Annotated in this window: 20 protein-coding genes; 12 read left to right on the top strand and 8 right to left on the bottom strand. The window is 62.4% G+C overall.

What is annotated here, in order from left to right; all coding sequences use genetic code 11:
* The first annotated feature begins 5 nt into the window (after positions 1–5).
* Genes SFY93_RS25280 through SFY93_RS25265 form a run of 4 tightly spaced genes read left to right on the top strand, consistent with a single transcriptional unit; the run spans position 6 to position 3,132 of the window.
* Positions 6–818 (top strand): ABC transporter ATP-binding protein, encoded by an 813-nt coding sequence (locus SFY93_RS25280; RefSeq protein WP_320445028.1) that lies wholly within the window; start codon positions 6–8, stop codon positions 816–818.
* A gap of 19 nt (positions 819–837) precedes the next feature.
* Positions 838–1,767 carry an MlaD family protein gene (locus tag SFY93_RS25275; RefSeq protein ID WP_089265211.1) on the top strand — a complete coding sequence of 310 codons (930 nt, stop codon included), beginning with the start codon at positions 838–840 and terminating at the stop codon, positions 1,765–1,767.
* 31 nt (positions 1,768–1,798) lie between these two features.
* Positions 1,799–2,674, top strand: coding sequence for an aldose 1-epimerase family protein (locus SFY93_RS25270; RefSeq protein WP_320445027.1), 876 nt, complete (start codon positions 1,799–1,801; stop codon positions 2,672–2,674).
* A 53-nt stretch (positions 2,675–2,727) separates the two neighbouring features.
* Positions 2,728–3,132: a GFA family protein gene (locus SFY93_RS25265; RefSeq protein ID WP_089265209.1), complete on the top strand. Its 405-nt coding sequence runs from the start codon at positions 2,728–2,730 to the stop codon at positions 3,130–3,132.
* Between the two features lie 107 nt (positions 3,133–3,239).
* Here SFY93_RS25265 and SFY93_RS25260 read toward each other — a convergent pair whose 3' ends face one another.
* Positions 3,240–8,654 carry an apolipoprotein A-IV repeat region-like domain-containing protein gene (locus SFY93_RS25260; protein ID WP_320445026.1) on the bottom strand — a complete coding sequence of 1,805 codons (5,415 nt, stop codon included), beginning with the start codon at positions 8,652–8,654 and terminating at the stop codon, positions 3,240–3,242.
* A gap of 303 nt (positions 8,655–8,957) precedes the next feature.
* On the opposite strand from SFY93_RS25260, the gene SFY93_RS25255 reads away from it, so the two are divergent.
* Both SFY93_RS25255 and SFY93_RS25250 read left to right on the top strand, forming a co-directional pair.
* A complete protein-coding gene (locus SFY93_RS25255; RefSeq protein ID WP_320445025.1) occupies positions 8,958–9,428 on the top strand; it encodes an Hpt domain-containing protein in 471 nt (156 codons plus the stop codon).
* Positions 9,429–9,593: 165 nt separating this feature from the next.
* The gene (locus tag SFY93_RS25250; RefSeq protein ID WP_089265206.1) at positions 9,594–9,914 is read left to right on the top strand and encodes a 2Fe-2S iron-sulfur cluster-binding protein; all 321 of its coding nucleotides are present in this window, start codon (positions 9,594–9,596) and stop codon (positions 9,912–9,914) included.
* A 40-nt stretch (positions 9,915–9,954) separates the two neighbouring features.
* Here SFY93_RS25250 and SFY93_RS25245 read toward each other — a convergent pair whose 3' ends face one another.
* Positions 9,955–10,407 (bottom strand): acyl-CoA thioesterase, encoded by a 453-nt coding sequence (locus tag SFY93_RS25245; RefSeq protein WP_309948199.1) that lies wholly within the window; start codon positions 10,405–10,407, stop codon positions 9,955–9,957.
* 200 nt (positions 10,408–10,607) lie between these two features.
* Between SFY93_RS25245 and SFY93_RS25240 the strand changes: the two genes are divergently transcribed.
* The 3 genes from SFY93_RS25240 (at position 10,608) to SFY93_RS25230 (ending at position 13,373) form a co-directional block, all read left to right on the top strand.
* The gene (locus SFY93_RS25240; RefSeq protein ID WP_089265205.1) at positions 10,608–11,636 is read left to right on the top strand and encodes an NAD(P)/FAD-dependent oxidoreductase; all 1,029 of its coding nucleotides are present in this window, start codon (positions 10,608–10,610) and stop codon (positions 11,634–11,636) included.
* Positions 11,637–11,900: 264 nt separating this feature from the next.
* Entirely contained in the window at positions 11,901–12,536 is a 636-nt protein-coding gene (locus SFY93_RS25235) for a DUF2147 domain-containing protein (protein WP_320445024.1), read from the top strand.
* A gap of 267 nt (positions 12,537–12,803) precedes the next feature.
* Positions 12,804–13,373, top strand: coding sequence for a DUF4865 family protein (locus SFY93_RS25230; protein ID WP_320445023.1), 570 nt, complete (start codon positions 12,804–12,806; stop codon positions 13,371–13,373).
* Here the strand turns inward: SFY93_RS25230 and SFY93_RS25225 are convergent.
* Positions 13,370–14,227 (bottom strand): LysR family transcriptional regulator, encoded by an 858-nt coding sequence (locus SFY93_RS25225; RefSeq protein WP_068735591.1) that lies wholly within the window; start codon positions 14,225–14,227, stop codon positions 13,370–13,372. The two genes, SFY93_RS25230 and SFY93_RS25225, sit on opposite strands and share 4 nt — an antisense overlap.
* A gap of 158 nt (positions 14,228–14,385) precedes the next feature.
* Between SFY93_RS25225 and SFY93_RS25220 the strand changes: the two genes are divergently transcribed.
* On the top strand, positions 14,386–15,930 hold the full coding sequence (locus SFY93_RS25220; protein ID WP_089265202.1) for an MFS transporter: 1,545 nt from the start codon (positions 14,386–14,388) through the stop codon (positions 15,928–15,930).
* Positions 15,931–15,983: 53 nt separating this feature from the next.
* On the opposite strand, the gene SFY93_RS25215 is transcribed toward SFY93_RS25220, so the two are convergent.
* The gene (locus tag SFY93_RS25215) at positions 15,984–17,942 is read right to left on the bottom strand and encodes an SGNH/GDSL hydrolase family protein (protein WP_414716977.1); all 1,959 of its coding nucleotides are present in this window, start codon (positions 17,940–17,942) and stop codon (positions 15,984–15,986) included.
* Positions 17,943–18,022: 80 nt separating this feature from the next.
* Positions 18,023–19,099: a lysylphosphatidylglycerol synthase transmembrane domain-containing protein gene (locus tag SFY93_RS25210; protein WP_320445022.1), complete on the bottom strand. Its 1,077-nt coding sequence runs from the start codon at positions 19,097–19,099 to the stop codon at positions 18,023–18,025.
* A gap of 402 nt (positions 19,100–19,501) precedes the next feature.
* Here SFY93_RS25210 and SFY93_RS25205 point away from each other — a divergent pair, with 402 nt between their 5' ends.
* Positions 19,502–20,008, top strand: coding sequence for a YciE/YciF ferroxidase family protein (locus SFY93_RS25205; RefSeq protein ID WP_320445021.1), 507 nt, complete (start codon positions 19,502–19,504; stop codon positions 20,006–20,008).
* A gap of 69 nt (positions 20,009–20,077) precedes the next feature.
* Here SFY93_RS25205 and SFY93_RS25200 read toward each other — a convergent pair whose 3' ends face one another.
* Positions 20,078–20,512, bottom strand: coding sequence for a hypothetical protein (locus SFY93_RS25200; RefSeq protein ID WP_320447851.1), 435 nt, complete (start codon positions 20,510–20,512; stop codon positions 20,078–20,080).
* A gap of 70 nt (positions 20,513–20,582) precedes the next feature.
* On the opposite strand from SFY93_RS25200, the gene SFY93_RS25195 reads away from it, so the two are divergent.
* Positions 20,583–21,197: a hypothetical protein gene (locus SFY93_RS25195; RefSeq protein WP_320445020.1), complete on the top strand. Its 615-nt coding sequence runs from the start codon at positions 20,583–20,585 to the stop codon at positions 21,195–21,197.
* On the opposite strand, the gene SFY93_RS25190 is transcribed toward SFY93_RS25195, so the two are convergent.
* Both SFY93_RS25190 and SFY93_RS25185 read right to left on the bottom strand, forming a co-directional pair.
* Positions 21,198–21,623, bottom strand: a complete 426-nt coding sequence (locus SFY93_RS25190) for a universal stress protein (protein WP_093757305.1) — start codon at positions 21,621–21,623, stop codon at positions 21,198–21,200.
* A gap of 58 nt (positions 21,624–21,681) precedes the next feature.
* The gene (locus tag SFY93_RS25185; RefSeq protein ID WP_068735601.1) at positions 21,682–22,218 is read right to left on the bottom strand and encodes a SixA phosphatase family protein; all 537 of its coding nucleotides are present in this window, start codon (positions 22,216–22,218) and stop codon (positions 21,682–21,684) included.
* Positions 22,219–22,297: the final 79 nt, after the last annotated feature.

The raw sequence follows: 22,297 nt of genomic DNA, 5'->3' as shown, positions 1-22,297 counted from the left end.
CGACCATGACCTCGACGACTGCGACGCCCATTACTGAGACGCCGACGGTTGCCGCCTCCACCTCTGCCGATGCGATCATCAGCGTGCGCGATCTTACCGTGGCATTCGGCAGCCGTCGGGTGCTCGACGGCCTCAACCTGAATGTGGCGCGCGGCGAAATCCTCGGTTTCGTCGGCGCGTCCGGCGCCGGCAAGTCGGTGCTGATGCGCACGATCATTGGCCTCGTGCCGAAAGTCTCCGGCACGATCGAAGTGTTTGGCACCGATCTCGACAAAGGTGACAAGGAACGTCGCGATGTCGAGCGGCGCTGGGGCATCCTGTTCCAGCACGGGGCGCTGTTCTCGTCGCTCAACGTGCGACAGAACATCCAGTTTCCGGTGCGCGAATATCTCAAGGTCTCGGAACGTCTGCTCGACGAGATCACCATGGCCAAGCTCACCATGGTCGGTCTCAAGCCGGAGGTGGCGGATCGCTATCCGTCGGAACTTTCGGGCGGCATGATCAAGCGCGTCGCGCTGGCGCGGGCGCTCGCGCTCGATCCGGAGATTGTGTTCCTGGACGAGCCAACATCGGGTCTCGATCCGATCGGCGCTGGCGATTTCGACGAATTGGTGCGCACGCTGCAGCGAACTTTGGGGCTGACCGTTTTCATGGTAACTCATGATCTCGACAGCCTGCATACAGCCTGCGACCGGATCGCCGTTCTCGGTAATGGCAAGATCATCGCGCAGGGAACGATGGCCGACATGCTGGCCTCGCAGCATCCCTGGCTTCGGGAATATTTCCACGGCAAGCGCGCACGCGCTGTTATCGGCTAGTTGTACTGGAGTTGGTTTGATGGAAACGCGGGCGAACTTCGTCCTGATCGGAATTTTCACGCTGGCGGTGATCGCCGCAGCGTTCGGCTTCGTACTCTGGTTCCAGAATCTGCATTCGACCACGCAGCGAACGCCGCTGCGCATCATCTTCGAAGGCGCGGCGTCGGGCCTGCGCAACGGCGGCAATGTCAACTTCAATGGTATCAGGGTCGGCGAGGTCGTCTCTGTGAAGCTCGACAATCCCAAGCGCGTCGTTGCGCTGGCTATGGTCGAGAACATCGCGCCCATTCGCAAGGACACGCAGGTCGGTCTGGAATTTCAGGGGCTCACCGGTGTAGCGGCGATCGCGCTGAAGGGCGGCGATGAAGCTGCGCCCGCGGTCCCGCTGGACACCGACGGCGTGCCGGTGCTGACGGCCGATCCGGAGCTGTTGCGGGATATCTCTGAATCGATCCGGGCAACGCTGAACAACGTCAATCGTCTGGTCGCCGACAATCAGGATACTCTCAAGGGCGCCATGAAGAATGTCGAAACCTTCACGGCAACGCTGGCGAAAAATTCGGAAGTAATCGACGGCATCATGCTGAAGATCGACAGCGTGATGGGCAAGGCTGATGGTGTCATGGGCAAAGCCGACAGCGTCGTCGCGCGAACCGACAATATCCTGCTCGGTCTTGATGCGCTCGCGGGCGGCAAGGACGGCGGCGAACTCACGGCGGCCGTAAAGTCGTTCCATGAGCTGACCGAGAACCTCGACAAGCGCTCGGGTGCTCTGATCCTCGACGGTCGCCGCACGCTCGCCGATATCAGCCGTGCGGTGAACAATCTTGACCGCAACCCGACGCGCCTGTTGTTTGGCGCCAGCAGCGGCACACCCGCGGCTGCGCCTGCACCGGCGGCGCCTCCGGCATCTGTCGCTCCGCCGCGTCGTCGCCAGCAGGCTCAATAGACACCAGTCCCGATATACATGGAGAGCGCTGATGGAGACCCAAGATAGCTTCACCATCAGCAATGGCCGCGTCACGGCGACGATCAAGGCCGATGGCGCCGAACTCTGCTCATTGAAGGATGCGCATGGGCATGAGGTGCTCTGGCAGGCCGGCGAGGAATGGCCTCGCCACGCGCCGCTACTGTTTCCGATCGTCGGGAAGCTGAAAGACGATGTGCTGCGCCATCGCGGCCAGGTCTATGCAATGACCCAGCATGGCTTTGCGCGCGACCAGCGCTTCAGCTGGACCGGGCAGGGACCTGCATCCTGCGCGCTGTCGCTGGCGGACAACGACGCCAGCCGGGCGAAATATCCGTTCGCGTTCCGGCTCGACGTCACCTATGTGATCGAGGGCGATGAACTGGTGATCGGTTATGCCGTCACCAATATTGGCGACGAGATGCTGCCGGCCTCGATCGGTGCGCATCCGGCATTTCACTGGCCGCTGACGGACGGCGCCGACAAGCGCGCGCATACGATCATCTTCTCCGATGCTGAACCGGCGCCGATCAGACGGCTCGAGGGTGGACTGTTGCTGAGGGAGCCGGAACCATCGCCGGTGCAGGGCGGCGCACTGGCGCTGTCGGAATCGCTGTTCGTGAAGGACGCGATGATCTTCGATCATCTCGCCAGCAGGTCGCTGAGTTATAGCGCGCCTGGCGGACCGACGATCACCTTCGCCTGGGAAGGCTTTCGCGAACTTGGCATCTGGTCGAAACCATCCGGCGCTGCATTCCTTTGCATCGAACCGTGGTACGGCTATGCCAGCCCGGTAGATTTCGACGGCGAGTTCGCCGACAAGCCGGGCGTGATGCACATTGCGGTGGGCGAGACGCGCAGCTTCACCCAACGCATCGGGTTCGCATAAGGTAACTGTCGCGGCCCGTGATCCAGCAGACCGCTGCATCGAGGAGGTCCGTCATGTCGAGAACTGCGTCCTGTTCGTGCGGTCAGCTGTCCATCGTGCTCGAAGGCGAGCCGAGGGGCGTCGGTATATGCCACTGTTTTGCTTGTCAGCGCCGGACCGGTAGCGTCTTTGCAGCGCTCGCGGGCTTCGGGCCAAGTTACAATGTGAGCGGCACCGCGACTGAATATGTCCGCACAGGGGATCAGGGGGCGCGCTTCCGATTCCGGTTCTGTCCCGTCTGCGGCACCAATCTCTTCCACACCGAAGAAGGATATGAAGCGCGTTCCGTAGCCGTGGCGGTCGGCTGCTTTGCCGATCCGGATTTTCCGCCCCCGGAGATTTCCGTCTATCACTGTCGCCGGCATGCCTGGGTGTCTTTGCCATTCGGCGTCAACATTCACGACAAGGATCCGGCGTGATGACGGCACCGGCTTGGCCCGCGTCTAGCGCTCCGGCACAACAGCAGGCTCAACAAAAAAGCGGAGGCATCGCTGCCTCCGCTTTTCGCGTTCGTATTTAATCTTGCTTAGCCCAGCCGACCCGCTGCATGAGCGAGCAGGGTGTAGACCAGACCCGTTTCCGAGGTCAGATGGCTGCGCAGCGCTGCCGGACCGCGTTCATCGCGGGCGACTTCGTCAAGCAGGCGTTCGAACTCGGTGATGTAGCGATCCACCGTGCCCTTGAAGTTGCGGTCCGACCGATACTTGCGGGCGACTTCATCGAAAGCCTTCTGGCCGGCGGGCGTATAGAGCCGCTTGCTGAAGGCCTTGCTCTCGCCGCGCTGATAGCGATCCCACATCTCTGCAGCCAGCGTCCGATCCATCAGGCGGCCGATATCGAGCGACAGCGACTCCAGCGGATTGGCCGAGGTTGCAGGCTGCTGCGGAGCCGGTGCGCGGCGCGGCGGCGTGCGATCTTCCTCGACGTGATCGGCGCGGCCGAGTAGATCCGACAGCCAGCCGTCACGGCCCTGGTCGGAGTTGGCCGGAGCGACCGACGGCGCTTCGGTGCGACGCGGCGCAGGGCCACCGATATCGGGCATCGGCAAGTTCGTTGCGCTACGGGCAGGCGGCTCCTCGCGGCGTGGGGCCGGACGCGGAGCCTCGTGGCGCGCTTCACTACGGCTGCTGGCGATCGCCATCGCCGGCTCCTCATCACGCTGCACGCTGGTGACGCGGCTGGTCGAGACCACGTCGAGGCCGCGGCCGTGGCGGGCGACGATGCGGTTGAGCTCGGCGAGCGCCTCGATCTGGTCGACGATCACCTTGCGCATCTGCGCAGTGCTCTCGGCGGCTTCCTGCGGCATGTCGAGAACGCCACGGCGCAGTTCGGTGCGGGTGCTCTCGAGCTCGTTGTGCATTTCGGCAGCCATCTGCTTCATGCTGGCGACCATCGACGAGAACTTGTCGGCCGACTGCTTGAACATGGCATCGGCTTCCTGCGTGCCCTGCTGGTAGATTTCGCTCATGGCTTGCGTTGTCGCGCGGCGTTCTTCTTCCGCTGCAGTGCGGACGGCTTCGAACTGCCGGCTGATCGCTGCCGAGCCCTGACCTGCGGTCTCCGCGACGACGCGGGCGATGTCACGGGCCCGTTCTTCGGCGGCTGCCAGCGATTCATCGAGCAGGCCGGTGAAGCGGGTGAGGCGCTGATCGAGATCGGTGGTGCGCAGATCGATGGTGGTGACCAGCGATTCCAGCGCCGCCTTGCGTTCGCCGACCGACGACATCGTGGTGCGGTTGCTCTGTTCGACCAGAGCCGCGGCGTCCACGAGGGCATGGCCATGGGTTTCGAACTGGCCCGAGAGTGAGCCGAGATCTTCCAAGGCCTTGGAGGTCTTGGAGGTGAACACGGTGAGCTGTTCTTCCAGCGTCTGGGTAGCCAGGCCGTTGCGCGACGTCACGTCGTTCATGGTGGACACGAAGTCCGCCACGCGGGTGACCAGAGCGCGCTCCAGCGAGTTGAGATTGTCGTGGGCGCCGGTGAGGACTTCCTGCAGCAGGATGTTGCCTTCACGCAGGCGTTCGAACAGCGCCACGGTATCGGTGCGCAGGATCTTGCTGGTTTCCTGCATCTCCGTGACCGCAGTGATCGAGACCTGACGCGACTGCTCGATGGCGGTGCGCGAGCTCTGCTCGAGATCCTTCAGCGACTTGTTGACCGCACCGGTGGCGAGTTCGCCAGCCGTGGTGATTGCGCGAGCCACGTCCGTGCTGTTGGTGACCATGGTCTGCGAGAAGGTCTGGCCGCGGCTCTCGATCGCCTTGAGCGCGTCGGCGGTGACGCGATCGATATCGACCGTGAGCTGATTGGCCTTGGCGCCCAGCGCATCGACCAGCGAACCGCGCTTGGCGTCGACCATCTGCGACAGACGGTCGGTCTGCTGCTGCACATAGGTGACGATTTCGTCCGTCTTGCCGGTCATCGTGGTGCCGAAGCTGCCCGAAGCGGCGAATACCGACCGCTCGATCTCCGACGAGGTGGTCTTGATCTTGGTGGTGATCTCGTTCGAGGCGGCAACCAGCGAGTTGTGCGCATTCTGCGCACTGGTCTGGATGTTGTCGGTCGTGTTGGCGGTGACGTTCGAGAGCGAACGCTCGATGTCGGCGGAAATCACCTTGATCTGGTTCGCGGCATCCGCCGAGGAGGTTGCCAGCGAGGTTTGCACTTCGCGGGCACTCGACAGGATGGCAGCCGCCGTGTCGGCGCCGACGGCGGTGAGCGTGCGCTGCACGTCGATCGAGAGCGACTTCACATGGCTTGATGCCTCGGAAGACGCGGTGACCAGCGTGCTCTGGGCTTCGCGGGCGCCGGCGACGATCGACTCAGCAGTTGCGGTGCCGGCTGTCGTGAGGCTCCGCTCCATATCGGCCGCGAGGTTGCGGACATGGTTCGACGCTTCGGTCGAGGCGTCGATCAGCGAGGACTGGACGTTGCGCGTGCTGGCCAGGATCGAGTCCGCGCTGGCGGTGCCGGCGGCGATCAGGGTTCGCTCGACATCGGCCGCAAGGGTGCGGACCTGCTGCGAGGCGTCGGTCGATGCGGCGACCAGTGTGCTCTGCGCGGCGCGGGCGCCGGACAGGACCGAGTCGGCCGTCGCCGTGCCGGCGGCAGTGAGCGTGCGTTCGATATCAGCCGAGAGCGACTGGATCTGGCTGGCGACTTCCGAAGAGGTGGCGACCAGGGTCGACTGGGCGTCGCGGGCACCTGAGAGCATCGAGGCTGCGGTGGCGGAGCCGGCCGCGGTGAGGGTGCGCTCGACATCGGCCGACAGTGACTTCACCTGTAGCGAGGCTTCCGAAGACGCATTGACCAGCGTGGCTTGCGCATCGCGGGCACTGTTGACGATGGCCGTGGCGGCAGTGGTGCCGACAGCGGTCAGCGAATTCTCGATATCGGACGCCGTCAGCTTGAGTTGCGCGCCGACATCGGTCGAGATCGACACGAGGGATTCCTGCGCGGCGCGGGCGCCGGCCTGAATGGTCTCACTCGTATTGACCATGAGATGCGTGAGCGAACGCTCGGCGTCCTCGACATTGGTCTTGATGCCGATCGAGAGTTCTTCGGCGCGGGCCATGAGCGAGTCGCTGGCCGTGCGGCCGGACGTTTCAATACGGCCGGCAACAGCCTCAATGCGCGAGCCGAGCAGTTCCTCGAACTGTTCGACGCGGGTTTCGATCCCGCCGGCGACGATGCCGATACGACCTTCCATGCCTTCGTGGATCGTCTGGAAGCGCGCAGTGATGGTATCCGCGAACTGTGTGCTGCGGCTGTCGATGGCATCGGTGACGTTGTTGATGCGGCTGTCGATGGCCGTGATCGCCTGCGTCGTGCCTTCGGTGAGCGAGCTCGTGAAGTAGGAAAGGCGGTCGTCGATCGAGTGGATCGCCTGCACGGCGCCTTCCGTGAGCGCGGTCGTCAGGTGGGTCAGGCGGCCGTCGACCGAGCTGACTGCGAGATTCGCGCCTTCGGTCAGGGCGGTGGTCAGATGCGTCAGGCGCGCGTCGACCGACTGGACGGCCTGATTGGCACCTTCCGAGAGCGTCGATGCGAGGTTCTCAAGGCGCGTATCGATGGTCGCGGTGACCGACTGCGCCCGAGCGTCAAACGTTTCTTCAAGGCTCTTGAGACGTCCATCGACGGTCTCGTCGAACGACTTGATCCTGCTGTCGAGCGACGCATCGAGATTGACGACGCGGCCTTCGAATTTGGTCTCGAATTCTGCGAGGCGGGTGTCGAGCGACGACGTGATGCCGCCAACATTGGACGCAACGCGCGTGTCGAAATTGTCGACATAGGCCTTCAGCGTTTCGGAGATGTCCTGCGTGCGTTGACCGAGGCGATCGACGACTTCGCCGCCGAAAGTCTTCACGGTACGGTCGAATTCCGAGATGTGTTTGGTGATCAGCGCCCCCAGCGTGCCGCTGTCGCGCGAGAAACGCTCGGCGAGCTCGGTGCCCTGTTCCTTCACCAGCTCGTCGAAGGCGTTCATCTGCAGGCTGAGCGTGTCGTGCGCGGTCTCGGTCTGGGTCGCGACCTTGGCCACCAGCGCGTTGACGGTGGCGTCGAGGGACTCGCTGGCCTTGTCGCCTGACGTGAGGATCTGGTTGGCAAGGCGGTTGCCGGCATCGTCGATCTTGCTGACGAGGTCGCCACTGCGCAGCTCGAGCTCGAGCAGCAAGGAGTCGCTGGAATTCTTAAGCGAGTCGTGGACCTGCTCGGTGCGATCCGACACGCGATCGACGATGGTCGAGGAACGCTGTTCGAATTCGCTGGTGATGCGGTCGATACGCTCGTTGAGCATTTCGTGGACGCGGTCTGCGAGATCGACGAACTCGTCGTGTACGTGGCCGGTCTTGAAGTTGAGGCTCGTCGTCAGACGCTCGCTGGCGTCGAGCACCGCGCGGGTGGTCTCGGCGCTGGCCTCTTCGAGGCGGTCGAGCAGGTCGCCGCCACGCTCGCCGAGCGCGAGGATCATGTTGTCGCCGGCATTGCCGAGCGCACGAGTGATGTGTTCGCCGCGCTCTTCGAGGGCGCCGGTGATGCTCTTGGCGACTTCGTCGACGCGCGATGCGATGGCGTCCGAAATCAGCGCGATGTCGTGGCGAAGATCGATCTGCACACCCGAAATGGCGGAGCGAACCTGCTCGGCCTGACCGACCAGGTTGTCGCGCTGATGCGCGATGTCCTGCAGCAGCGCGCGGATGCGGACTTCGTTGTCAGAGTAAGCGCGCTCAAGCGCGGAAACTTCATTGGCGACGAGGGTTTCGAGTTCGCCGGCACGCGCAATCGCGCGCTCGACGCCGTCGCCCATCGCGGCGACTTCGCGGCGGATCGCCTGGCCGACCGTGACCATCGAGTCGCTGGCGGTGCTTTCGGGCTCGGAGAAGCGGATCGCAACCTGTGCCATCGACTGGGCGATCAGGCGCATTTCCTGGCCGCGCCAGGCAAGACTGGCGAGGAAGTAAAACAGCAGGATCGGGGCGAATAGCAGCGCGGCGAGACCGGCCAGCGCCAGCGTGCCGCCGGAGCCCTGACCGATCAGGGCCTGCAGCGACGGCAGGAACGCAACGGTCAACAGGCCTGCGCCGACGATCCACAAGCCGGCGAACAGGGTGGCGAGTGTATAGACGTTGCGAGCGGGGCGGTTCTTCTGCAGCGCCTGCAGGATCTGGCCGATGGTTTCGCGGTCATCGTTCGCGGGACGGCGCGCAAAGCGCTGATCGTCCTGCGGCTCGAAGCTCGGGCGATCATTGGCGATGCGTGCGTCGAAGGCGTTGTCGTCGAGGTCGACGGGGGAAGATGGATTGGTGGGAGCGTTGTCGGCACGGATCGCGGGTTGATCGCGATCGACATGCGCGGGGTCGCTGATGTTGAGTGCTTCCTGGATGGCAGAGAGAGCGACTTCGGTCGGATCCTTGGCCTTTTTGGTGTTGTTTGCCATGCTCGTTCCACGCCCCCTGATTACGCAACTGACACAGAAGTCCCCACGATTCGTTCCCGCCTGCAGCATGGCGACTGGCCATGTGCACCCCGCGGGACGAATTTCGGACTGCCGGTCGCTCGGCTTGTCCGCTACTTCCGCAAACATCCTATTGGCTTGGTCGTGCGAATGAAATGGTTCTGGTTAAGACATTCTTAATGATAGTTAACGGCTTCCCCCGGTAACTTCTTGTAGCGCCTCAAATAAACGGAATGGCCCCTCAATCGTGGCGAGTTTGCGTCAAAACTGCGTCAACCCGGCGGATTGTACCTAGAACGTTCCGTTAACCAATTCCGTGTTTGGCTGCAAAAAATCGCAGCCGGATCGTTCGGTTGGCGGGAATTTGGGCGATCATCAATGCCGCTTCACCTCGAACGGGTTCAATGGATGCCGTCACCGCCGCTGGTTCCCGATGACGGACCGATCGATTTCCCCCACCTTCAACGTATGACTATGGGCGATAGCAGCCTGGAACGTGAAGTTCTGGCGATGTTCGCGGCCCAGTCGAGCGAGTTGATCGAGAAGATCGTCAAAATGCCGGCGGATGCGGCTGAACTCACGCACAAGCTGAAGGGCTCCGCGCAGGCGGTCGGCGCGTTCCGCATCACGGAAGCCGCAGAATGGCTGGAAACGACGCTGCGCGATAGCAGCGATACCGCTGAGGCCCTGATGACGCTCACCGACGCCGTTCTCGAGGCGCGGGCGGAGATCGACGTCCTTCTGAAACGGTCCTGATCCCCAAGGGATCAGCTTTGATCCCGAAGGATCGTTTTTAATCCCCCAAAGGGGTCATGCTTGGCCCTGCTTTTCTAGATGACGGTTTTGCTGCGGAGCGCTGGCGCGATCCGGATCGACCCGTTATAGGACAGCCGGTATCTTCCTTTCGGCAGCGCGAGCATCATGGCCAAGATAAACTTTGTCGATCACTCCGGTGAGACCCGCAGCATTGACGCCGAGATCGGCTCCACGGTGATGGAGGCGGCCATTCGCAATGCCATCCCGGGTATCGAAGCCGAATGTGGCGGCGCCTGCGCCTGTGCCACCTGCCACGTCTATGTCGACGAAGCCTGGCAGGAGCGCGTCGGTGCGCCGACGCCGATGGAAGAGGACATGCTGGACTTCGGTTACGACATCAAGCCGAACTCCCGGCTGTCGTGCCAGATCAAGATCACCGATGCGCTCGACGGCCTTGTTGTGATCACGCCGGAACGCCAAGCCTGAGCTTCCCAAGACTTGTTCTGAGCTTTCCAAGCCCTGTTATTTACTGCGCGTTCAAGCCGCGCAGCATCCATGGCTGAAACCGTTCGATGACCTCGGGCGGGATCGGCGTCGGCTGGCGGTTGGTGAGGCCGACCATCACGGTCGTTGCAATCGCCGAGGCCATGCACTTGCCTTCCGAAAACACCACCTGCGAATAGGTCACCGAGGTCCGGCCGATCTTGGTAACGCCGAGCCCGAGTTCGATCTTGCCGGGCCAGTGCAATTCGGCGCGAAAGTGAATATCGAGCCGCGCTAGCACCCAGCTTTGCCCCGGCGCGATCAGCCCGCAGGCCGGGTCCCGCATCAGCAACACGCGGCTGGTTTCGAAATAGCTCGAATACACCGCGTTGTTGACGTGGTTGTTCGGATCGAGATCCGCAAAGCGCACATTGTCCGACAGGCGATAGGGATAGTCGTCGAGGACGGGCGCCGGGGCGCGGGCAGGGACGTTCACGAAATTGATCTCCAGCAATGCTTGGCAGGTTTGCGCCTGTTACAGCGCAGTTGCACAGCCCAGGCAAGGGCGGGGCACATGCTGATTTCAGGCCGAGCCGCTGTGGCTTTCCCCGTGTGGCGCCGCTAGGCTGGACGCAATTGCCGGATGGCGCCGGGCTCTGCGATCTCGCAGGGCTGGTTCAACCGAGAAAAAACACTATGGGCGAAACGATCAAGACGGACGTGCTGATCATCGGCGCCGGCCCCTGCGGACTGTTCGCCGTTTTTGAACTTGGTCTGCTCGATATGAAGGTCCACCTCGTCGATATCTTGGACAAGATCGGTGGCCAATGCGCCGAGCTCTATCCTGAAAAACCGATCTACGACATTCCTGCGATTCCGCTGGTCACCGGTCAGGGGCTGACCGAAGCACTGCTGGAGCAGATCAAGCCGTTCCATCCGACCTTTCATCTGAATGAAATGATCGAGACCATCGAGAAGATCGGCGATCCCTTGTTTCGTGTCACGACGGATGCCGGCCAGGTGTTCGAAACCAAGGTGGTGGTGATCTCCGCCGGCGGCGGCTCGTTCCAGCCGAAGCGTCCGCCGGTGCCGGGCATCGAGGCCTATGAAGGCACGTCGGTGTTCTACGCGGTGCGCAAGATGGAGCAATTCCGCGACAAGGATCTGCTGATCGTCGGCGGCGGCGATAGTGCGCTGGACTGGACGCTCAACCTGCATCCGGTCGCGCGGCGCGTCACGCTGTTGCATCGGCGCGATGATTTTCGTGCTGCGCCTCACAGTGTCGAGCAGATGCGCAAGCTCGTGGCAGCCGGTCAGATGGACCTGCAGATCGGTCAGGTCACAGCGCTCGAAGGCGAGGGAGGCCATCTCACTGGGGCTGTTATCAAGGGCAATGACAACGAAAGTGTCCGGATCGACTGCAATACGATCCTGCCGTTCTTCGGCCTGACCATGAAGCTCGGTCCGGTCGCCAACTGGGGCGTCACGCTGGAGAACAACCTGATCCCGGTGGAGACGGCGTCGTTCGAGACCAACGTGCCCGGCATCTTCGCCATCGGAGATATCAATACGTATCCCGGCAAGCTGAAACTCATCCTGTCCGGCTTCCACGAGGGCGCGCTGATGGCACAGAAGGCGTATCACTACGTCTATCCGGACAAGCGACTGGTGTTTCAGTACACGACGTCCTCCTCGAGCCTGCAGAAGAAGCTCGGCGTTAACTAACTTCGGCTAGTTGTTGGAATCATCTTGTATGACGGAGATGCAAAGGCGGTTCGGATCGCCGGTAACCGCGTCGGGTTCGGTGGGGCAGCTTGTGGCAAAGCTGTGGCCGCTGACACAATCGGACATCCGGCGCGCGATCGGCAATCTTGCAAAAGCCATCAACCGCAGTCACTCTCTCGTCGCGGAAGATTGATAGTCTATGCAATCGGATCGAGTGCGGATACTCGGCGGATGCCTGGACGACGAACTGCAGTGGGGAAGGCGATGGCACAACTTCGATTCCGACGTCTGGCGCTCACAGTCGCTTCAGGTCTGGCCGCATGCGCGATGTTCGCCGGCCCTCTCCGCGCCGCTGAGCCGACTGCTGCCGGGCTCTGGCAGAAGGTCGAGAACAACAAGCCTGTCGTCTGGGTTCTGGTGGTTGATCATGGCGGCGGCGTATTCGAAGGCGCGATCGCCAAGACGTTCCCGAGCCCCGATGACAAGCCGGGCGACGACTTCTGCGGCAAGTGCGTCGATGACCGGAAGGGCCAGCCAGTGCTGGGCATCTCCTTCATCCGCAACATGCAGCAGCAGGGACTGAAATACGAAAACGGCAACATTCTCGATCCGCGCGATGGCAAGGTCTACAAGGCCAAGATGAGCGTCAGCGCCGATGGTCGGGCGCTCACCGTGCGTGGCTATTGGGGCATTGCGCTGCTCGGCAAGGACGAGACCTGGTACCGTCTGCCCGACACCGAAATGGCCTCGCTCGATCCAACCGTGATCGCGAAATATGTGCCGACCCTCGCGGCAGCAGCCGTGAAGCCGCCAACCGTCGGTAATGCCGCCGCGAAGGCCCCCGTCGCGCCGATGAAGAAGGCCAGCAACGTGACCCCGGGTAGCAACGTCGCGCGCTGATCGCCGCCAACTTGATTGTGGCTCCCCCACAAGCGAAGACTGTCCAACACCCCGCATTCTGGAAGCCGACGCCATGGCGCGTCGGCCATTTCGTTGCCAATTCAATCGTGGCGCGCCAGCTTCCAACGTTGCTTGTCGGCTCTCTCCGGACGTCATTCATTTGAATACCGGATCGTAGAAATATGATTCCACGTCTGTTCTTCGCGGCCGGTCGATCGATATCGTGCATCGATTCAATGACAATGGCTGCTGAAGGAGCCCATCACGATGATCGTTGCGCATTACGAGCATCGCTTGCCCGCCGACTATGATCTCGGCTTGATCCGCTCACGCGCACAGGAGCGTGGGCCGCTCTGGGATGCAAAGCCGGAGCTTTATTTCAAGGGATTTCTCTTGCGAGAGAGCGGGCGCTTCGGTGCAACGACGTCTAGCTATTCCTCGCTTTATCTGTGGCGGCACGACGAGGCGTTTCGCGATTTTCTCGTGAACGGCGGTTACAAGATCGTCGTCGATATGTTCGGTCGGGCGCGGATCGAAACACGCGTTGCCCTCGATGCCCGCAAGGGGCGTAGCCGGAAAGCTCGCTTCGCCTATCGGCAAGATATCGCCATACCGCCCGACGCCGATCTTGAAACAACGATAAGAGGGGAGATCGAGCGCAACGCGGATCTCTCGGTTCGCGCCGGAATTGTTGCAGCCGTGATCGGACTGGATGCCGAAAAGTGGATATTCACCCGCGTTCTGCTGTCAGAGAATGAACAGACCGATGCTGGTGCTTGCTATCAGGTCCTGCATCTGGCGCAGCCGCTGCTGGATCGCCTTCCATACGCTACCTAGCTCGTATGCGCGCGGTGTTCGCGGAACGCAGCCGCGAGGGTTCGCAGCGCTTGGCGAGATTGCATATCCGACAGTGTCGAGAGAAGTACGATTTCCGATGACGCCAGCGGCGGCAGGCCAAACTTCTGGCTGACTTCGATGGTGCCGGCCGGTGCAAGCCGGCAGGAGAAGACCGCGGTGGCAAGGCCCGCCGAGACCGCGTCCGACACGACTGAAGAGCCGCCACCGAGAAACACCTCCGTCCATGCGATGCCGGCCGCGTCCAGCGCATGAATGGCAACGTCGTGCACGCCACATACTGGCGTTAGCGCCGCCAGTCGCAATGCCTCGCCCGGCCGGTGCACAAAGCCTGGTGCTGCGAACCAGCCGAAATGCTCGGGCGCAAGCACTTCGCCGTCGCGTCGGTCATCCTCACGCCGGACGATGGCCGCATCGATTTCGCCGCGGTCGAATGCGTCCAGCAAATTGCGTGAATTATCGAGGCGAACCTCGATCGTGAGCGTGGGGTCATGGGCATTCAGGCGAGCCAGCAGCGTCGGAACCTCCGGCCCGGCCACATGGGCCGCAATGCCGAGTGCGAAACGGCGACGGGTCGCAGACAAAGCTGCGACAGCGCGATCATGCGCGGCCAGGAAGTCGCGGGCTGAATCGACGAATAGCGCGCCTTGCGCCGAGAGGCGCACCATTCGCGGGGTTCGTTCGATCAATTTATGGCCGAGGCGGTCTTCCAGCCGCTTCAGCTTCACGCTGATCGCGCCCTGCGTCGTGCCGAGCGCTTCCGCTGCGCGGGTGAAGCTCTGAAGATTGGCGATGGTCACGAATGCCTGCACCGCATCCACGTCCAGGGCGCTCATTTGAGTTATCCAGATTTGTTGTCTCTGAAATAATCAACCATCCAATTCTGAAATGGTCAACCTCTGCCTATGTTGCGTTCATCACAACGGAGACCGGGTGGACCTCATCCTCTGTCGTCGGGCTTCACTGTGGCGCGTTATTATCCCGAAAGGCTCCCATGCTCTCCGAATCGACACGACAAAGCACATTGGCTTTGGCGGCTGCCTGTCTCACCTCCCTGATGTTCGGTCTGGAGATTTCCAGCATTCCCGCGGTCCTGCCGACACTGGAGCGGGTGCTTCATGCCGATTTCAAACAGCTCCAATGGGTCATGAATGCGTATACGATCGCGGTGACGACGGTGCTGATGGCAACCGGCACGCTCGCGGATCGCTATGGGCGCAAGCGCGTCTATCTGATTGCGATCGTCGCGTTTGCCGCTGCATCGCTGCTTTGCGGCCTGACCGAAAATATATTGGTGCTGATCGTTGCCAGATTTCTCCAGGGCATGAGCGGCGGGGCGATGCTGATCTGCCAGGTCGCGGTGCTATCCCATCAATTTCCGGAAGGGCGGCAACGCGCCGTTGCATTCGGCTGGTGGGGGATCATCTTTGGCATCGGTCTGGGCTTCGGCCCGATCATCGGCGGCGCAATCGTGGCTTTGTCGAGCTGGGAATGGGCCTTCCTCATCCATGCCCCGCTTGCCGTGATCGCCTTGATCCTCGCCGGGAGCGGAGTTCGCGAGTCGCGCGATCCGGAGGCCAGCAGCCTTGATCTTGCAGGGATCATCACGCTCTCGCTTGCAGTCTTCTGCCTCGCATTCTTCATTACGCAAGGCCCGGATATCGGCTTCGACAGCTGGACGGCGTTTGCGGTCGTCGGCGTGTTCGCTGCAAGCCTGATCGGCTTTGTCTTCGCCGAGCGTCTCAGCCCGAGGCCGATGTTCGACTTCACCGTCTTCCGGATCCGTAATTTTTCCGGCGCGCTGGTCGGCTCGATGGCCATGAACTTCAGCTTCTGGCCGTTCATGATCTATCTGCCGATCTATTTCCAGGCAGGGTTGGGTTATAGCAGCGTCGGCGCCGGACTGTCGCTTCTGGCCTATACGTTGCCGACGCTGGTCGTGCCGCCGGTGGCCGAACGGCTCGTGCTACGTTTCCATCCGGGTCTGGTCATCCCGCTCGGCCTGTTCACGATTGGAGCGGGGTTCTTCGCCATGAAGATCGGCAGCTCGGTCGCGCATGCGAGCTGGCTGACGATGCTGCCGGGATGCGTCCTTGCCGGCATCGGATTGGGGCTGACCAATACGCCCGTGACCAACACGACGACCGGATCAGTGCCGCAGGAACGCGCGGGCATGGCGTCAGGCATCGATATGAGCGCCCGCATGATTGCGCTTGCCATTAATATCGCGCTCATGGGCCTCATTCTCGTCGAGGGAGTTCGTGCGTCTTTGAAGGCCGCGCTACCGAGCGGTACCAGTGTCGAGCTCTTACGCTCGCTGGCAGAAAGCGTCGCAGCCGGCACGGCGCTCGCGTCCGAATACAATCCCGGCGGAGCCGTCATTCAAGACGCCCTGACCCAAGGGTTCGGCTGGGTCATGCTCTATGGCGGAATGAGCGTGTGGATTCTCGCGGGCATCAGCTTTGTTGTCTTCGGCCATGGACTGCCGAGACGCGCGCCACATGGTCAAAGCTGTGTCGAAGGCGACGGACGGGCGTAGTCCGGACCGCTTTCCTTCTGCCGGGACCTCGATGGATAGCTGAGCTGATCGTCCTATCGCGCAGCTGGCTGCAGCACCATCGGTGCCAGTGGCTCCTGCGTGACATCAGCTTCCGCGCCCAGCCGCAATACGCTCGCCGCTGCCGGCACGACGGCATCGGCCATTGCTGCATGACCTTCGCCGGTGGGATGGATCGCACCGCCATAGACGGCGGAGAGAATGCCCCAGGTCGCGTCATGGATATCGGCCGGCTGGATCGCCGCCGAATAGCCCTGCGGATAGGTCATCGCCGCGAAGTAGCTGTCATTGGCGTCGCGGATCCAGCGGCCACGCGGCAAATAGGGGCGGAATTCGCTGGCGCCGCGACCGCACACCATCGGCTGCGCCGCCGCTTCGACGAGACTGGTCTCGAAGCTGTCGCCCTTGGGCGAGAAGCAGGCGCGATCGAATTCGGGATCGGATGCGGAGCGTGCGCAGAAGCCGTGATTGGCGAAACTCGCCTGATGCTGATCGACGAAGGTCATACGGTCGGCTTCGGGATTGCGGCACAGTACGCCGCCTTGACACAGCGCGATGGACTTCAGTTGCGGCAGGAATTCGGACTCGACGAAATTCGCGACATTGGCCAGCCGCTGCGGATCGGCTGAGAATGACGGATGCACGTCGAAGCCGGCCGGGCCGCCGGGGCAGGGTGCGCCATTGGCGAAAGTCGGGTTGGCGTAAGCGGCAAACACCACGCGCGACATGTCTCCGCCGAGCAGCGGCTTCAGGGCTTCCCGCACCTTGCCGAAGCTGGAGGGCAGTTCGCGGACCAGCGCGCTGCGGGAGTCCTCGACCGAGCCAAGAATGCCGCCGCGCTTGAACAGCGCACGTTCGGTGGCGTTCTCGACGATGACGTCGGCAACGAGCCCGGAGAAGTTAATGTCGTTGGCGCCGATCGACAGCAGCACGAGATCGAGCCGGCGTGCCGGCTGACGGCGCTTGGCGGCAGTGATGGCTTCGCGCAGTTCGGCGATCTGCGCGTTGACGCTGCCCGCACAGGTGCTCGCATTCTTCGTGGTGAGGCACTCACGCGCGCGCTGTCCACCCAGCAATCCGTCGGCGATGGTCGCGCCCGAACAGGCCAGCGGCAGATAGGTGACGGCGACGTGCGGATACTGCACGGCAAGCGCCAGCGCGGCGCGGGTCTGGTAGCTATAGAGCGAACGGTGGCACGCGGCGTTGAACCACTGCGCGCCCGCGCGCTGCCAGGCCTGCAGCGACTCATAGGAGTCGCAGGAACGGCCACCTTTGAAGCCGGCACGGCTCGGCCGATAGAACTGCCCGCTGGGGCCGCCGAGATAAGAGCGGAAGCAGAAACCGTCATCGGACAGCGCAACCGGACGATCCGGATTGCCTTCACCCGACGCAATGGAATCGCCGAGGCCCGCAATCAGGATGTCGCGCACGGCGATGTCGGCGCTGACCCGCACAGGAGCCTCGGCGCCGCTGGTAACCTCCACAGTCGCGACCGTGCGGCGACCATAGATGGCGCGGAAATTGATCGGCTCGGCGCAGTCGAGGGTGGATTGACGCGGGCCTTCGCCGTCCTCGAAGGTCCAGGCGCAGATCGCACCGACCGGCACTTCGCCGGTAAGGCGGACGGTGATCGGATGTTCGGTCGGCGTCAGGTAGCTTTCCTTGACGGTGTCGCGGGTGCAGGGCTCGCTGACCTTTCCGGCCAGATCGATGCACAGCCGGTTGACGGTGTTGCGCGCCCAACCGCGGCCATCGCTCTGCACGCCCAAAGCCTGTTCGGCGGCCAGCACGCTGCGGTTGCGCATGGCGTCGACATGGAGCTGGAAGTCACGTTCTTCGCGGAACAGCCGGAAGCGGTTGCGCACTTCCCAGGAAATCTGGATCGAACTGTTGGCCACGCCCTGCGCGGCGGCCAGTTCAACCGGCAGCGCGCCCAGCATGCCGAGCAGCACGGCGAGGTTGATCAATGAACGTCTGAAATAGATGGGGGCCATGGCGGTGTTGAACGTCACGTATGGGGCGGAAGTAAGAAATCGATTGGCCGGACGCGTGATGTGGCACGCCCGGGACTGATTCAACCCTGTGACTGACGCTTCAATGGCTGCTCATGCACCACGACCGGGGCGGGCTCGATCTCGCGACGTTCATTGCGGTCATCCAGGCGGCGCCTGTGCCATGGCTGGATGACACTGAGCCAGATTTCGCGGGTGCCCATGATGCAGATCGAGATGGCGAACGGGATCATGAAATACAGGATCCGGAACATGACCACGGTGGCGACCAGCTCCTCCTGGCGGAACTGCGGCAGCGCCACCAGCAAAGCGGCGTCGAATACGCCAAGGCTGCCCGGGGCATGGCTGGCGAAGCCCAGCAGGGTGGCGAGGATGAACACGACGGCCAACGAGACGAAATCGATAGTGGGCTGATCGGGCATCAGCAGATACATGGCCAGCGCGCAGAAGCCGAGATCGACAACGCCGATGGCGATCTGCAGCAGCGTCAACTGGGCGGAAGGCAGGACGACCTTCCAGCCGTTCTGACCGAGCTCGCGGCGTTGCTTGCCGACCGACAGCCAGACCAGATAGCCGATGATGCCGGCCAGACAGCCGAACCCGATCAGCCGATTGATGGCATTGGGCAGGAGATCGATGGCCGAGGCGGCCTGCGGATGCCAGACCATGCCGATGCCTAGCACGAACAGATTGCCGAGCCAGAAGGTCAGTCCGGAGATGAAGCAGATCTTGGCGACGTCAATGGCATTCAATCCGTAGTCCGAATAGATGCGGAAGCGGATGGCGCCGCCAGTGAACACGGTGGCCCCGATATTGTGGCCGATGGTGTAGCTGGTGAAGCCCGAGAGTGCCGCGATCCGATACGGCACATGCTTCTTGCCGATCGTTCTGAGCGCGAAGTAATCGTAGAAGGTGAGAGTGCAGAAGGCGCCGATCACGCACAGCGTCGCCATGGCGATTTGCATCGTCGATTTTGCGGCCATCGCCGCCAGGATCTTGGCGGTATCGAGGCCCTTCAGCGTATGCACCAGATGGGAGATGGCGAGGGCGATGACGATCAGGCTTGCGACAACACCCAGCCGTTTCCAGCCGACGTGTTGCTTGAAGCCGCGCCCGAGCGCGGTCAGCAATCGTTGCATTCGTCCTCCCGGCGGAGCGCGAACAGGTGGAAAGCCGATCGGGGTAACAGGCGGCAAGCGGCGACCAATTCACTCATACGCGAAGTTCACTCATCAAGCCCAAACCCTTACGGCAAAAACGTTTCGTTGTGCAGTCCTTGACAGCGCCAGCGTTAATACCGCGCCGCAAGGTCGCCACATACCCGCGCCGGCTGCAAAGCCCTGACCCTGCACGACAATCGCACAGACAATTCCGAGCCATTCGTCCCGCATTTCATATAGGCGGGCAAGTCGAATGTTCCATGCGGCAAATCAAGACGTTCCCGGAACACGTCCCAATATCGATGGTTACCGGCCTATCGCAACCGAGCGGGACAATGCGCCGCAGCGGCCACCCCGTTCCAGAACACCGGGATTGAAACGATGGGACTGTTCACCAAGGATATCAAGACGATGGATGACCTGTTTGTGCATCAGCTGCAGGACGTTTATTACGCGGAGAAGCAGCTTCTGAAGGCGCTGCCGAAAATGGCTGACAAGGCTGCAGAACCACTGTTGAAGCAGGCTTTCAAGACGCATTTGCAAGAAACCGAAGTGCATGTGCAGCGGCTTGAGCAGGTCTTCGCCATGCACGGCGCCGAGGTGAAGGCGGTTACCTGCCCGGCAATCGACGGTATCATCAAGGAAGCCGAGGAGACCGCCGGGGAAGTCGAGGACAAGAAGGTACTCGACGCCGCGCTGATCAATGCGGCTCAGGCTGCCGAGCACTACGAGATCGCGCGTTACGGCAGCCTGATCGCCTGGGCGCGCCAGCTTGGCCGCAACGACTGCGCGGCCGTGCTGCAGAAGACGCTGGACGAGGAAAAAACTACCGACAAAAAGCTGACGTCATTGGCCGAAGGCAAGGTCAATATGCGCGCTGCAAGCTGATCGCGGTATTAGCGATCACACGGCACGGAAACGTCGCGCGGGCAAAACCTGCGCGACGTTTTGCTTCGCCTACGTCTTTCGCAGCGCGAAATGGGCTCCGCAGAACGCCATGACGCCGCCGAGGCCGAGGGCGGCAAGACTGGCCAGAACACCTGATGCCGTCGGTATTGCGTTGGGCGCCGAGGCCGCCTGACCGGCGCCGGCCAGAAACAGCACGCCAATAGTGATCAGAAACTGCCGCATGCGCTGCGGGATGCGACCGGATGCTGCGCTGTGCAGCAGGTTAGCGGTCACATAGCCGCCGACAAAGGCCATCGCCGCTATCAGCCACCAGGCGAAGGCGGATCCGATCGGCATGAAATTGTCGGGATCGTTGCGCCAGAGGCCACCGAGGTCGAGGCCGAATCGCTGGCCGAGCATGTGTACGGCCAGCGCCAGCAGCAATCCTGAAATCATCGCGCCGGCCAGAATCAGGCGGCGCGGAAAAGTGGTCGTCTCGGCCATGGCAAGCTTGTAAGGGACATGCAGGCGATCGCGCAAGCAAGCGAGGTCGAACAGTGCAGGGGACTTCTGTTTGCTCAAGACCCTCTTCAGGCGCAGGGACGCATCGTTTGCCGCAGAAGCGGCAGGGCCGGGGCACACCTATGCCTACAAGGCCTCCCTGATTGGCGCCGCGCATCGTTATGAATTGACCGATGAAGGTTTGTTATGGCGCACAGGTCGTCGCTCCGGTGTCTGGGCCTATGCGGATATCGCGGCGATCCGGTTGTCCTATCGGCCGATGGGTATGCAGCACCGCCGCTTTCGCGCCGATATCGATCATGCCGACGGTCGTCACATCACGATCTTCTCGACGTCGAAACAAACCGTCGCGCTGATGGAGCCGCAGTCGGGCTACAGCGCGTTTATTCTGGAGCTACATCGACGCCTCGCTGCGGCAGGTAGTTTGGCCAAGCTCAGCTCCGGCCTGCGACCAGGCATCTACACAATGATTGTCGCGGCACTGGCCTTTGTCGGTCTCGCGATGACCGCGCTGCTCCTGCGCGCGTTGCTCACCGGCGAGTTTGCCGGCGTGGTCTTCATCATTGGCTTCTCAGTATTCTTCGGCTGGCAGATCAGCGGCTTCATCCGCCGCAACAAACCGCGCAACTATGCGTTCGACAGCGTGCCGCAAGAGCTGTTGCCGTAGTCACGGCCGCACGACGAGTACCGAACATTTGGCATAGCGCACCACATGGCCGGCATTGGAGCCGAGGAAGTAAGTGCGCATCGCCGGGCGGTGCGAGGTCATCACAATGAGATCGGCCTTGATCGCCGAGGCTTCTTCGAGAATCTCGTGATAGATGCCGCCCTGTCGCACCACGCTGGAGACGCGGCTGCTGTCGATGCCGCAATCGCGGGCCACCGCCGCAAGAGCGGCCTGCGACGATTCCAGTTGCTGAGTATCGAAATCCGCCGGGACATATTCGGCCAGCATCACCGGCGTCATCGGCATTATGTTGAGCAGCCGGACGGTGGCACCGAAGGTTTGCGACAGCGTCGCGGCCTGGGCAATCGCGGGTTTGGCCACATCGGTTTCGGCCAGATCGATCGGGACCAGAATGGATTTGTACATGTGCACCTCCATCGTCGTCCGGAGGAGGATAGCACAAACCGGTTCCAATGGGCGCGGCTTATTCGCCCGCGGCGCCCTTCAGCAGTTTCGGACTGACGAATTGCACGAGTTGTCCATCGCGGAAGGCAACGTCGTTCCAGTCCTCGATGGGAAAGTCGATCACCACGATGCTGCCGGTCGGCAGATTGTCGGCGACGGCTTTCCTGCCTGCGGCATCGCCGCCGCCGATCAGGCTGAGCGCCATTTCATGCAGACCGGGATTGTGGCCGACCAGCATCAACTGCTCTGGGTCTTCCACGGCTGCGCCGCGGATCACCGCCAGCAATTCGGAGAGGCCGGCGCCATAGAGTTCATCAAGGCTGGCGACTGTCGGTTTCGCCGCCGGCATCGCCGCGGCCACGAGGCTCCAGGTCTGCTGCGCGCGGACCGCCGTGGAGACGCAGACCAGGTCGGGCAGGGGCGGATTTCTGCTGAGCCAGGCGCCCATGAGAGCTGCATCCAGCCGGCCGCGGTCATCCAGCCTGCGATCGAAATCCTTGCCGCTCGGCGCGTCCGTTTCAGTCTTGGCGTGACGCAGCAGCAGTAAACGGCGCATGGCGCGATCTCGATTCGGCAAGAGCAAGAGGTAGTAGCGAGGCGGGCGGCGCGGTCGCGCCAGACGTCAGGTCTGCGGA

Source organism: Tardiphaga sp. 42S5 (assembly GCF_034044155.1).
Taxonomy (GTDB): Bacteria; Pseudomonadota; Alphaproteobacteria; order Rhizobiales; family Xanthobacteraceae; genus Tardiphaga; species Tardiphaga robiniae.
Note: the sequence above shows the minus strand (reverse complement) of the source record. Positions and strands in the feature narration are given on the sequence as shown.

Excerpts from the sequence above, each read along its gene's own strand:
- SFY93_RS25280 (WP_320445028.1), top strand. The coding sequence starts at position 6 with ATGACCTCGACGACTGCGACGCCCATTACTGAGACGCCGACGGTTGCC.
- SFY93_RS25270 (WP_320445027.1), top strand. The coding sequence starts at position 1,799 with ATGGAGACCCAAGATAGCTTCACCATCAGCAATGGCCGCGTCACGGCG.
- SFY93_RS25250 (WP_089265206.1), top strand. The coding sequence starts at position 9,594 with ATGGCCAAGATAAACTTTGTCGATCACTCCGGTGAGACCCGCAGCATT.
- SFY93_RS25260 (WP_320445026.1), bottom strand. The coding sequence starts at position 8,654 with ATGGCAAACAACACCAAAAAGGCCAAGGATCCGACCGAAGTCGCTCTC.
- SFY93_RS25275 (WP_089265211.1), top strand. The coding sequence starts at position 838 with ATGGAAACGCGGGCGAACTTCGTCCTGATCGGAATTTTCACGCTGGCG.
- SFY93_RS25240 (WP_089265205.1), top strand. The coding sequence starts at position 10,608 with ATGGGCGAAACGATCAAGACGGACGTGCTGATCATCGGCGCCGGCCCC.
- SFY93_RS25210 (WP_320445022.1), bottom strand. The coding sequence starts at position 19,099 with ATGCAACGATTGCTGACCGCGCTCGGGCGCGGCTTCAAGCAACACGTC.
- SFY93_RS25205 (WP_320445021.1), top strand. The coding sequence starts at position 19,502 with ATGGGACTGTTCACCAAGGATATCAAGACGATGGATGACCTGTTTGTG.
- SFY93_RS25265 (WP_089265209.1), top strand. The coding sequence starts at position 2,728 with ATGTCGAGAACTGCGTCCTGTTCGTGCGGTCAGCTGTCCATCGTGCTC.
- SFY93_RS25200 (WP_320447851.1), bottom strand. The coding sequence starts at position 20,512 with ATGGCCGAGACGACCACTTTTCCGCGCCGCCTGATTCTGGCCGGCGCG.
- SFY93_RS25235 (WP_320445024.1), top strand. The coding sequence starts at position 11,901 with ATGGCACAACTTCGATTCCGACGTCTGGCGCTCACAGTCGCTTCAGGT.
- SFY93_RS25220 (WP_089265202.1), top strand. The coding sequence starts at position 14,386 with ATGCTCTCCGAATCGACACGACAAAGCACATTGGCTTTGGCGGCTGCC.
- SFY93_RS25215 (WP_414716977.1), bottom strand. The coding sequence starts at position 17,942 with ATGGCCCCCATCTATTTCAGACGTTCATTGATCAACCTCGCCGTGCTG.
- SFY93_RS25225 (WP_068735591.1), bottom strand. The coding sequence starts at position 14,227 with ATGAGCGCCCTGGACGTGGATGCGGTGCAGGCATTCGTGACCATCGCC.
- SFY93_RS25230 (WP_320445023.1), top strand. The coding sequence starts at position 12,804 with ATGATCGTTGCGCATTACGAGCATCGCTTGCCCGCCGACTATGATCTC.
- SFY93_RS25190 (WP_093757305.1), bottom strand. The coding sequence starts at position 21,623 with ATGTACAAATCCATTCTGGTCCCGATCGATCTGGCCGAAACCGATGTG.
- SFY93_RS25185 (WP_068735601.1), bottom strand. The coding sequence starts at position 22,218 with ATGCGCCGTTTACTGCTGCTGCGTCACGCCAAGACTGAAACGGACGCG.